This is a genomic window from Streptomyces prasinopilosus (assembly GCF_001419695.1).
In the GTDB taxonomy this organism is placed as follows: domain Bacteria; phylum Actinomycetota; class Actinomycetes; order Streptomycetales; family Streptomycetaceae; genus Streptomyces; species Streptomyces prasinopilosus.
Genome location: NZ_LIRG01000116.1, coordinates 1 through 10,915, shown reverse-complemented (window position 1 = coordinate 10,915; position 10,915 = coordinate 1). Strand labels below are relative to the sequence as shown.

Sequence of the window (10,915 nt, the reverse complement as noted above, 5' to 3'; positions counted from 1 at the left end):
CTGCCCGCCGGCGAGCGGGAGAAGCGCCGGGCAGGTGTCGCGGCCGCCCTTCTGGACACACGACCGGGGAGACTCTTCCGGGACCGGACCGGACCCTCCCGGGAAAGTGAGCGCCGTGGTCCGGAAGTGGGGAACCCATGATCACTCAGCCGGTCGTCGCGGCGGTCGACGGTTCGGACGACAGCCTGCGCGCCCTGGAGTGGGCGCTCGACACCGCGCGCCGGCGCGAGGCCCCCCTGCGGGTGGCCCACGTACGCCAGTACGCCCTCTGGGGGCGGCCCGGCGCGGCGCCCGCCGGACTCCCCACCACCGAGGACGACCCGGTCCTCGGACTGGTCCGGGACCGGCTGGCGGGCCGGACCGGCCTCCCGCCCGTCGACTTCGCCGCCCTGGACGGCGCTCCCGGCGTCGTCCTGCCCGAACTGGGCTCCACGGCACAGCTGCTGGTCCTCGGCTCCCGGGGCCGCGGCGGTTTCACCAGCCTGCTGCTCGGCTCCAACTCCCTCGCCGCGGCCCGGGACGCCGAATGCCCCGTCGTCGTGGTCCCCCGGCCCGGCCGGGACACCGGCGCGCCCGCCGGGGACCCCGGGGCGTGGACCGGGATCGTCGTCGGCGTGAACGTCGACGGCCCCGACGAGGCCACCCTCGCCTTCGCCTTCCGGGAGGCCGCCCTGCACGGCACCGGACTCCGTGTCCTGGCCGCCTACCCGTGGCCCCCGCAGACCTGGATGCTGCCGGGGGAGATGCCCGCGCCGCAGATCGACCAGAGCGCCGTCGAACACGAGACCCGCGTCCTCGCCGACGGCTTCCTCACCCCGCACCGCGCACGGCACCCCGAGGTCACCGCCGAGGTCCGGGTGCTGCCCGGAGACGCCGCCGGGCACCTGGTCGCGGCCTCCGGGGACGCCGGGCTGGTCGTCGTGGGACGCCACCGGCGGCGCCTGCTGGCACCGGCCCGCATGATGGGCTCCGTCACCCAGGCCGTCCTGCTCCACGCGGCGAGCCCCGTCGCCGTGGTCCCGCCGGCACCGCCGGAGGAATAGCCGGAACACAGGGCCCCGGACCGTCCGCACGGCGCTCCCGGGTGCTGCCCGCGAGCCCGGCGGCGACGCCGGACCGGGCGGACGCGGCGGGCGTCGCCCGGCCGTCCGCCCACGGGCCCGGGCACGTACCATGGCGGCATGTCGTTCCTCCGCCGCCGCAGCGCCACTCCCGCCGGGCCCGACTTCGACGTCCTGGCCATGGATCCGGGCGACTGGCCCGGGAATCTGGGTGCCGGGCTGCTGCCCGCCCCCGACGGCACCTGCCAGGGTGTCTTCCTGCGTTACGACCTGTTCGGCGGCCGCGGCCCCGCGATGATCATCGGCAATCTGCCGGAGGGCTCCCCGGCCCGCGAGGTCCCCGAGGGCGAGGTCCCCTTCGAGGTCGGACAGCTGCTGCTGGCGCTGGAGAACGACGAGGAGGTGACCGTCGTGGGCACCGAGGACGTGCCCGTGATGCAGGGCGACAACCTGCTCATCGTGCGCCGCGTGAAGCTCTCCGAGAGCCGGATCTCCTGCGTGCAGTTCGACCGCAGCGACAACGTGCTGGTCACCATCGCCGCCTGGGACCGCCCCATCACCGACGACCTGTACACCCTCCTCAAGCCGCTGCCCGCCGAACTGTTCCAGCAGGGCTGACCGGCCCGGACCGGCCCCGCCCCCGACCGGGAAGCGGGGCCGGGGAGCAGGGCCGCGGCCGGGAGCGGGGAACGGCCGCCGCTACACCGTCCTCACCGTCACGTCCGCCGCCCGCACGAACGCGACCCGGTGGCCGAACTGGATCCGGTAGTACGGCTCCCCGCCCCGGACCACCCGGTGCGAGGACCGGTCGAAGGTCACCGCGTACAGGTACTCACCGGGCACCTTGCCCCCGGTGACGTACCGCTGGCCCTTCAGCAGCGTGTACGGCAGCGGGGACACGTCCTGGACGGGCACCCCCTCCGGGTAGGCGGCCTCCTCCGGGTAGGCGCGTCCGTACACCGGCACGGAGTCGAGGCCCTTCCTCGGGGTCACCACCCGGCCCGCGGCGGGCACCGCGGTGGGCCGCTCCTCGGGGTTCCTGAACCAGGCCTTCCGCCCCAGGTACCAGATCGCGGTCCAGTCGCCCCACCGGCCGGCGACCGCGTACTGCTGGCCGGTCGACACCCGTGACGACAGGTCGTTCACCCCGGTCGTCGGATCCGAACCCAGACCGATGTCCCTGATCAGGGCGGACTTCTCGTCGTGGTCGGAGTACAGCCGCACCGCGCTGGACCCGTGCACCGCGCACGGCTCGGCCGCGGCCCCGCAGCCCGTGAACACCGGGCCGTGGGTGGCGTAGTCGGGCCGGATCGTCACCAGGCCGCCGTTCTTCCCGGCCGTCGCCTCGAACGGACGGCCCAGCAGTTCGAAGTAGTGCGCCCAGTCCCAGTAGGGCCCGGGGTCCGTGTGCATGCCGGGCACGACCGCCGCGGTCGGACCCGGCACGGTGTCGTGGCCGAGGATGTGCTGCCGGTCCAGCGGGATGCCGTACTTCCCGGCGAGGTACCGCACCAGCCGGGCCGAGGAGCGGTACATCGCCTCGGTGTACCAGGCGTCCGGTTCCGCCAGGAAGCCCTCGTGCTCCAGCCCGATCGACCCGGCGTTGACGTACCAGTTGCCCGCGTGCCAGGCCACGTCCTTCGTCCGCACATGCTGGGCGATGTGGCCGTCGGTCGAACGCAGACTGTAGTGCCACGACACATAGGTGGGGTCCTGCACCATGTCGAGAACGCCTTCCCAGGCGCCCTCGGTGTCATGGACGACGATGTACCGCACCGGCTGCGAGGCGGGACGGTCCGCCAGGTCGTGGTTGCCGTAGTCGCCGTCCCCGAACTCCTCGTACGGCGCCGGGATCCACTCGCAGGACACCGTCGCGGGACACTCCGGAGCGGTGGCGGAACCGGCGGACACGGCCCGCGGACCGGTGCCGGGCAGCGCCGGCCGGTCCGGGGCGAGTCCCGGACGGGCGGCCAGGACGACCGGGTCCCCCGTGTCGGTGACCCGGTGCGCGCCGGCGCGGATCACCTCGTAGACCTCGTCCGCGTACGCCGCCCCCGACGCGATGTCGTCCGCGCCGGAGAAGCGGGCCACCGCGCCGTACCAGTCCGCGGGATCCCCGCCCGGCTCCCCGCCGAGCTCCCGCTGGGCCTCGGCCAGCAGCGCGGCACCGCCCGCCACGTTCGCGGCCGGGTCCTCCCGCAACCGCCCGGCGCTCAGCCCGGTCAGCTCGGCCGCCCTCGGCAGGGTGGCCAGCCGGTCCGGGACGGAGCCGGCGCGCGGCGCGCGGGCCTCCGGACGCAGCGGGGGCCGGGCGTCGTCACCCCGGGGGTCCTCCGTTCCCTCGTCGTGATGCGTCGCCGCCAGCGCGGTGCGGGCGTCCGTGAGGTGCATCGGGCCGTAGCCGCCGGTCACGCTCGGCGCACCGCCGTGCGTGTCCCAGCGGGACTGGAGGTAGGAGACGCCCAGCAGCACGCTCCGTGGCACCTCGTACGCGGCGGCCGCGGCGCTGAAAGCTTCCTGGAGCGAGGTCCCGCCGGACGGGACGGCATCGGGCGGGGCAGCGGGCGGGGCCGCGCCGAGCAGCGGCAGGGTGAGCGCCGCCGCGGCCAGGACACCGGCCGTACGGCGGGCGGGGCGGGCACCGGCGGCCGGCGCGCGGCCGGGCCGGACGGGGGATCTTCGCAACACGGTCTCCTCGGACGATCGGGCGGAACGGTCCGTACGAGCCCCAAGGCCGTACGGAGCCTGCGGTGCGTCTGTGCTACCGGTCGGCCGATGGTCCGTCAATCATGCCGAGGAGAGGCGTGGTTCCCCCGTCACCCGCCGCCACGGAACTTTCGTGGCGGCAGCCCGGAGGCCTGCGGTACGTCAATGGCGTACACCGGTGGCGCCGGGAAAGGCCGTGACATCCCGGACGTGTGCCGGGAGCGTGCCGAGACCCGCGGGGAGCGCGCCGGGACGCACGAGGGCCCGCGGCGCCTCCCCACCGGGAAGCACCGCGGGCCCTCGTGCGCCCCCGTCGGGTCAGCGCGTACCGACCGCCGCGCGCACGGCCTTGCGGGCCAGCTGGCAGTCGTCGTGCAGCCGCCGCAGCAGCAGCCGCTGCTCCTCGCCGGACGGCAGCGCGCCCGGCCGGGCCGCGTGCGGCGCCACCGGGGGCGTGTCGCGCATCGAGCGCTGCACGGCCGTCTCGTAGGTACGGATCTCCCGCGTCAGCACCAGCATCAGGTTCACCAGGAAGGCGTCGCGTGAGGCGTGGCCCGCCGACTGCGCGATCTGACTGATCTGCCGCCGTGCCGCCGGAGCGTCTCCGAGGACCGCCCACAGCGTCGCCAGGTCGTAACCCGGCAGGTACCAGCCCGCGTGCTCCCAGTCCACCAGCACGGGACCGGCCGGTGAGATCAGGATGTTGGAGAGCAGCGCGTCGCCGTGACAGAACTGGCCCATGCCGTGGCGTCCCGACGTGTGCGCGATGCCGTGCAGCAGCTTCCGCAGGTCGTCCATGTCCCGGTCGGTGAGCAGTCCCAGCTCGTGGTAGCGGGCGAGCCGCGTCGCGTAGTCCAGCGGAGTGTCGAACATACCGGCGGGCGGACGCCACGCGTTCAGCCGGCAGATCGCGCCGAGCGCGGCCCTGATGTCCGCCCGCGGCGGTGCCTCCAACGGGTGCCGCTGCAGTGCCGCCACCCGGCCGGGCATCCGCTCGATCACCAGGGTGCAGTGGTCCGGGTCCGCCGCGATCAGCCGGGGTGCCCGCACGGGCGGGCGGTGCCGGACGAACGAGCGGTAGACCGCTATCTCGTGCCGGAACCGCTCGGACCAGGCGGGCGAGTGATCCGTTAAGCACTTGGCCACCGCGGTGCTCCGGCCGGTCGTACCGATCAGGAGAACGGACCGGCCGTTGCGGCGCAGCACCTGCACCGGCGCGAACTCCGGGCAGATGCGGTGCACCGACGCGATCGCCGAGCGCAACTGGGCGCCCTGGGGGCCGGACAGGTCGAGCCGGCCGCTCGGCTGCTGGGGGCCGGAACCCGGAGCGCGCCGTGCCGTGCCCGCACCGAGCACGGGAGCGGCCTGTCGGGCGGGGGCGAGGTAGGGGCCGCTGTCCGCCGGGCGCGGACGGAGCGGCCGGGGCGGGGCGGACACGGAGGACGATGCTGCGTACATGGGTGATACAGATCCCTTCGTGTGCCTGTGACGTCAGCGCGCCCCACGGCCCGGTCGCCCAGGCGCATCCTGGGGAATGCCCCGGCCGGGACCGGGTCGTGGTGGCGCATTCCTACTCGACACCCGATGACCCCTGGCACACCATCTGGCGCACCCTGGCGAACCATGGCGAATAGTCGCCCGGCATCTTTCCCCCGGCTACTGTCAACTCAGCCGAGAACCTGGGGGCTTGACGTGAGCGGACAACCCAACACCCGGCTCTCGGACCTGTTCGGCCTGGCCGGCTGGTCCAAGGGCGAACTCGCGAGGCTGGTCAACCGGCAGGCGGCGGCCATGGGCCATCCCCAGCTGGCGACCGACACCTCCCGGGTGCGGCGCTGGATCGACATGGGGGAGATCCCGCGCGATCCCGTGCCGCGGGTGCTGGAGGTCCTGTTCACCGAGCGTCTCGGCCGTGTCGTGACCATCGAGGATCTCGGTCTGGTCCGGCACGGGCGCGCGGGGAGACGGCGGAGCGGCGGGAAGAGGGAACATCCCGACGGAGTGCCGTGGGCGCCCGAGCGGACAGCCGAGGTCCTCACCGAATTCACGGGAATGGACCTCATGCTCAACCGACGCGGCTTGGTGGGCGCGGGCGCCGCGCTCACCGCGGGATCCGCACTCACCGGCGCCATGCACGACTGGCTGCACACGGATCCCGCCCTGACCACCCATGCCTCCCGACCCGTCCATGCGCCGCACGCCGACTCCGCCGGGTTCGACCGGTACGAGGCCGCCCCCATCGGGTCCCAGGAGGTCGAGGAACTCGAGTACTCCGTGGGGGTGTTCCGTGCCTGGGACGCCGCCCGGGGCGGCGGCCTCCAGCGCAAGGCCGTGGTCGGCCAGCTCAACGAGGTGGGCGGCATGCTCGCCTACCACCACCCGCCCCATCTCCAGCGGCGCCTGTGGGGCGTCGCCGCCAACCTCGCCGTCCTCGCCGGGTGGATGTCGCACGACGTCGGCCTGGAACCCACCGCGCAGAAGTACTTCGTCATCGCCGCGCACGCCGCCCGGGAGGGCGGCGACCGGCCGCGCGCGGGGGAGGCGCTGTCCCGCGCGGCCCGCCAGATGGTCCACCTGGGCCGGCCCGACGAAGCCCTGGACCTGCTGAAACTCGCCCACTCGGGCTCGGGGGAGGAGGCCCTGCCGCGCACCCGCGCGATGTTCCACACCATCGAGGCCTGGGCGCAGGCGTCCATGGGGAAGGGGCAGGCGATGCGCCGCACCCTCGGCCGGGCCGAGGACCTGTTCGTCTCCGGCCGGGGACCGGACCGGGAGCCGCCGGACTGGATGCAGACCTTCAAGGACGAGGACCTGTACGGCATGCACGCCCTGGCCTACCGCACACTGGCCGAGTTCGAGCCCGGGGCGGCGGCGCACGCCCAGCACTACGCGGAGAAGGCGCTGGCCCTGCGCATCGACGGCCGGGAGCGGTCGAAGATCTTCGACCACCTCTCCATGGCCTCCGCCTGCTTCATCGCCGACGACCCGGAACAGGCCGACCGGTACGCGCGTCTCGCGCTGATGTCGATGGGCTCCAACTCCTCCCGCCGCACCTGGGACCGGCTGCGCGAGATGTACCGGCTCACCGCCGAGTACTCCTCGTACCCCAGGATCCAGGAACTGCGGGAGGAGATCAGGGAGGCCCTGCCCGGGCCCCGGGGCAAGGGGGGCGGCGCCCGGGCGTAGCGGACCGGGGGAGGACGGGAACACCGGGGGAGCGCGGGCACTTCGGCGCGAGGGCCGTGGTGCTTCTCCTGCCGGGCGGCCGACGCCGGACCAGTGGCCCGGGACCTACGAGGTCACCCGGGCGACGAGCACGCAGGCGTCGTCCTCGCGTTCCCCGCCGAACTCCCGCAGGACGGCCAGCAGGCATTCCTGTGCGGTACCGCTCTTCGCGAACTGCGGGGCCAGAGCGGCCAGTCGGCGGACGGACGCGGCCCCGGTCCGTCCGGGCACCAGCCCGTCGGTGTGCAGCAGCAGCAGGTCGCCGGCTTCGAGGCGCTCCTCGGCCTGCCCGTAGGGGGAGGCCGGGGCGGTGCCCAGCCGGACGCCCTCCGGGGCGTCCAGCGCGTGCCCCGACCCGCCGCGGAACAGCAGGGGGGAGGGGTGTCCGGCCCGTGCCCACAGCAGGGAGCGCGTCTCGGGCCGGTAGCGCAGGCAGAGGCCGCTGCCGAGGGCGGGCTGTCCGGCGGCGCCCAGTAACCGGTCGAGGCAGGCCATCAGGGGCCCGGGCGCGGTGCCGGACATCGCCATGCCCCGCATGGCGCCGATCAGCATCGCCATGCCCGAGGCCGTGCCGACGCCCTGCCCGGTCAGCTCGCCGACACTGAGCAGGCCGGCGCCGTCGGGCAGTTCGAGGGCGTCGTACCACTTGCCGCCGGCCGCCGCGCCGGCCGCCGACGGGAGGTGCCGGGCGGCGACGTCCAGGGTGCGGGGCCCTCTCCGCGGGAGCCGCAGGGAGCCCCGCCACGCCGGCAGCACGGCCTCCCGCAGCTCGGCCGCGAGCCGGTGCTCGGTCCGCGCCGCGTCCTGTCCCCGGCGGTGCAGCGCGTCACGGGTCTCACCGACCGCCCGGCGGTGCCGGCGCAGCTCGCTGACGTCCCGCAGCACGGCCCACATCGAGGCGGTGCTGCCGTCGGCCCCGAGAACCGGTTCGCCCATCATGTGCACGGTCCGGACGCCGCCGTCCGGGCGCATCAGCCGGAACTCGCCGTCGATGGGCCGGGCGTCGACGAGGCATCCCGTGACCATCGCCGTGAGCCTCGGCCGGTCCTCGTCGTGCACCAGCGACGGCAGTTCGTCGAGGGTGAGCGGCGGAGCGGCCGGGTCGCGGCCCAGGATGCGGTACAGCTCCCCGGACCAACTGGCCTCGTCCGTCAGCAGGTTCCACTCGGCACTGCCGACCCGGCTGAGCGGGGAGTCCTGCCCCGGCGTGGCGGGCGCGGGCCCGGCCGGCGCGGGTACGGGCGGGGGGCCGTCCCGCAGTTGAGCCAGGTGCTCGTCCAGGTCGTCCAGCTGGTGCAGCGCCAGGTCGTACAGTGCGCGCTGCCAGCGGTCCCGCGGGTCCGAGGTGCCCGCCGGGGTGCCGCGCCGTACGGCGTCCACGTCGCCCTTGAGCCGCCGGGTCTGCGAGATGAGCGCGTCGACGGGGCCGCGTCCTGGCGGCTGGGCTGTCGAGCGGTCCGCGGAGAGGTGGGGCGGCATGACGCACTCCGAGTGTGGGACGGTTCGGGCCGGGGTCGGACGGGGGGACCGTTACGACTGTTGCACAGCCCGCCACGCGCTGTGAGGGATTCGGCGAGACGCCTTAAGGTCATGTCCATGGCATATGCCGCAGTCTTCGCGGAGTTACTCGAGGGTATGTGCCGGGCGCCGGCCCGGAGGCTCAAATCCCCCGGTGGGAGAGTGGCTTGATAAGGGTTCCGGTCGGTGACGACCGGACGCGCACGGGTTCGACGCGTAGGCGTGTGTTCGCAGAAGTGATCCGTGCGGCCCCCGTTCCGGGGTGCCCGGCCGGATTCCGGCAGGGCACCCCGGAACGGGGGCGGGCGCCTCGCGAGGGGGTGTGCGGCGGCCCCGGGAGCGGCCCGCCGGGCGGCCCCGCCGGTCTCAGTACCGCAGCACGCCCGCGATCCGCTCCGCGTCCCCGAGGGCGCCGTCCGGCACGAAGCGGACCTCGGCACCCATCTCCAGGCACTGCTCGACCAGCTCGTCCACGATGTCCTCGCGGGCGTCCGGGTCGCCGGGTTCGGCGACGACCAGGTGCTCGCCCGCTTCGCGCACCGTCGTCCGGAAGTTCTCCTCCACGGCCAGCAACTGGATCCGTCCCTCCCGGGTGTTCTGCCACAGCTCGTCGACCCCGGCCGCGAACCTCTTGCGCCCCCGGGCCGCCTCCAGGGCCCGCCGGACACCCTCGGTGCTCCTGCGGGACTCCCTCTCGAGCGCGGGGCGCAGGGCCTGCCACACCGCCTCGGGCGTGCCGTGCGCGAGACCGCCGTGCTGGACGTGCACCGCGTCCCGGGTCGCGCCGCCGGTCTCGCTCAGCAGGGACAGCGCGGCCGGCTCCCCGGTGACGTACAGGGGCCGCGGATGCTCCCGCAGGAGCGCGCCCATCGCGGCGTCGGCCTCGCGCAGGAACCGGCGGGTGCCCTCGTCCCGGAAGGCGCTCGGCTGATCGCCGACCCGCTCCAGGCGCTCGGGGTCGAAGTTCTCCGCGGCGCGGGTCAGCGGGAAACCGCTGGCGTGCTCCTCGGTGACCCGGTCCGGTCCTCCGCTCCACAGCGTGACCCGGTCCGGGGAGACGGACAACGCCCAGAAGGGGCGTTCCGCCGTGTGGGCGGACACCAGGTTGCGGGTGAGGAAGGTGTCCGAGAGCACCACGCGCTCCGGTACCGACCGGGCGAGCGACCACACCTGGTGCTCGCCCGGGGCGGCGAAGATGACCAGACCGTCCTCGGCGTGCGTCAGGTCGACCTCGGCCAGGGCCCGGTCGAGCTGCAGTTCCACCTCGCCGCGCCGGTCCCGGGTCACCGCCGGATCGGCCTCCAGCTGTTTCTTGGCCTCGGCCACCACATTGCGCAGCCGGACCGGGTCCTGGGCGTTGAGAGGCTCGCGCCGGTGCGTCGGCGCCAGCACCGACACCGCGGGGTAGGGGCGCGGGCGGCGAAGCTCGGCAAGGGTTGCGGGACTCAGGTCATGCTCCATGACAGCACCATAGAACCGAATCACAGATCGGGCATTCGGGGCATTCGCTGCGCCGTCCGGGTGGGACTCACGGGCGGGCGTCGTCCTCGGCACCGCAGGAGCTGCCGCTGGGCGGCAGGGTCCCGTAGAGGAGGAAGTCGTCGATCGCGCGGTGGACGCAGTCGGACGATCCGTAGCCGGTGTGGCCCTCGGCCCGGTTGTCCAGCACCACGGCCGACGGGCCGAGCCGCTCGGCCGTCTGCACCGTCCACCGGTACGGCGTGGCCGGGTCGCCCCGGGTGCCGACCAGCAGCATCTTCGGAGTGTCGACGTCCTTGACCTCCTCGCGGATGAAGTCGGTCCCCTCGGGACGGCCGTGGCACATCAGCACTTGGGCGAGCCGGTGGCGCCCGAAGACCGGGGAGGCCTCCTCGTAGGCGGTGCGCAGCCGGCCGAGGTCCCGGGTCACCTGTTCGGCGGTCGGGCGGTCGGGATCGTCCGCGCAGTTCACCGCCATCAGCGCGGCCGGCAGGTTGTCCAGCGGCACCTCCTCCTCGTCGACGAGCGGATCGTCGGCGCGGTGCGGCAGGGGGAGCGTCACCCCGCCGGTGGCGAAGGCCTCCACCCCGCGGGTGTCCCCGTCCTCCATCAGCTCCGTGAGCGCCCGTTGCAGCATGGGCCACAGTTCCCTGCTGTAGAGACCCTGCCCCAGGGCGACCACGAGGTCCCGGCCGGTGAACTCGTAGCCGAAATCGGTCGGTACGGGGTTCTCGTCGAGCGAGTCGACCAGCCTCACGGCCGACTCCCGTGCCTTGCGCGAGTCCTGGCCGAACGGACAGGCGATGTCCTCCGTGCACCAGGTCAGGAAGTGCTCGAGCGCGGTCTGCTGGCCCCGTACGCCCGCCAGCCCCTGCTCGGCCAGCGGTTCGGTCAGCGTGTCCACCCCGTCCAGCACCAGCCGGCCC

At 74.4% G+C, this 10,915-nt stretch carries 8 protein-coding genes; 3 read left to right on the top strand and 5 right to left on the bottom strand.

Annotated features, from left to right (window positions below; genetic code table 11):
- Positions 1 to 137: 137 nt before the first annotated feature.
- Both AOK18_RS06200 and AOK18_RS06195 read left to right on the top strand, forming a co-directional pair.
- Positions 138 to 1,043, top strand: coding sequence for a universal stress protein (locus tag AOK18_RS06200; protein WP_055574915.1), 906 nt, complete (start codon positions 138 to 140; stop codon positions 1,041 to 1,043).
- 138 nt (positions 1,044 to 1,181) lie between these two features.
- Positions 1,182 to 1,679 carry a glycosyltransferase family protein gene (locus AOK18_RS06195; RefSeq protein ID WP_055574914.1) on the top strand — a complete coding sequence of 166 codons (498 nt, stop codon included), beginning with the start codon at positions 1,182 to 1,184 and terminating at the stop codon, positions 1,677 to 1,679.
- Positions 1,680 to 1,760: 81 nt separating this feature from the next.
- Here AOK18_RS06195 and AOK18_RS06190 read toward each other — a convergent pair whose 3' ends face one another.
- Both AOK18_RS06190 and AOK18_RS06185 read right to left on the bottom strand, forming a co-directional pair.
- The gene (locus tag AOK18_RS06190; RefSeq protein WP_055693645.1) at positions 1,761 to 3,746 is read right to left on the bottom strand and encodes an N-acetylmuramoyl-L-alanine amidase; all 1,986 of its coding nucleotides are present in this window, start codon (positions 3,744 to 3,746) and stop codon (positions 1,761 to 1,763) included.
- A gap of 339 nt (positions 3,747 to 4,085) precedes the next feature.
- Positions 4,086 to 5,225 carry an aminoglycoside phosphotransferase family protein gene (locus AOK18_RS06185; RefSeq protein ID WP_055693644.1) on the bottom strand — a complete coding sequence of 380 codons (1,140 nt, stop codon included), beginning with the start codon at positions 5,223 to 5,225 and terminating at the stop codon, positions 4,086 to 4,088.
- A gap of 234 nt (positions 5,226 to 5,459) precedes the next feature.
- Here AOK18_RS06185 and AOK18_RS06180 point away from each other — a divergent pair, with 234 nt between their 5' ends.
- Positions 5,460 to 6,953, top strand: a complete 1,494-nt coding sequence (locus AOK18_RS06180; protein WP_055693643.1) for a DNA-binding protein NsdB — start codon at positions 5,460 to 5,462, stop codon at positions 6,951 to 6,953.
- 105 nt (positions 6,954 to 7,058) lie between these two features.
- Here AOK18_RS06180 and AOK18_RS06175 read toward each other — a convergent pair whose 3' ends face one another.
- The 3 genes from AOK18_RS06175 to AOK18_RS06165 all read right to left on the bottom strand — a co-directional run.
- Complete coding sequence (locus AOK18_RS06175) at positions 7,059 to 8,471, bottom strand: PP2C family protein-serine/threonine phosphatase (RefSeq protein ID WP_055693642.1); 1,413 nt, start codon at positions 8,469 to 8,471, stop codon at positions 7,059 to 7,061.
- A gap of 405 nt (positions 8,472 to 8,876) precedes the next feature.
- Complete coding sequence (locus tag AOK18_RS06170; RefSeq protein WP_055693641.1) at positions 8,877 to 9,971, bottom strand: baeRF3 domain-containing protein; 1,095 nt, start codon at positions 9,969 to 9,971, stop codon at positions 8,877 to 8,879.
- Between the two features lie 67 nt (positions 9,972 to 10,038).
- Positions 10,039 to 10,915 (bottom strand): alpha/beta hydrolase (locus tag AOK18_RS06165; RefSeq protein WP_167738652.1); only part of this gene is annotated, 877 nt, incomplete at its 5' end.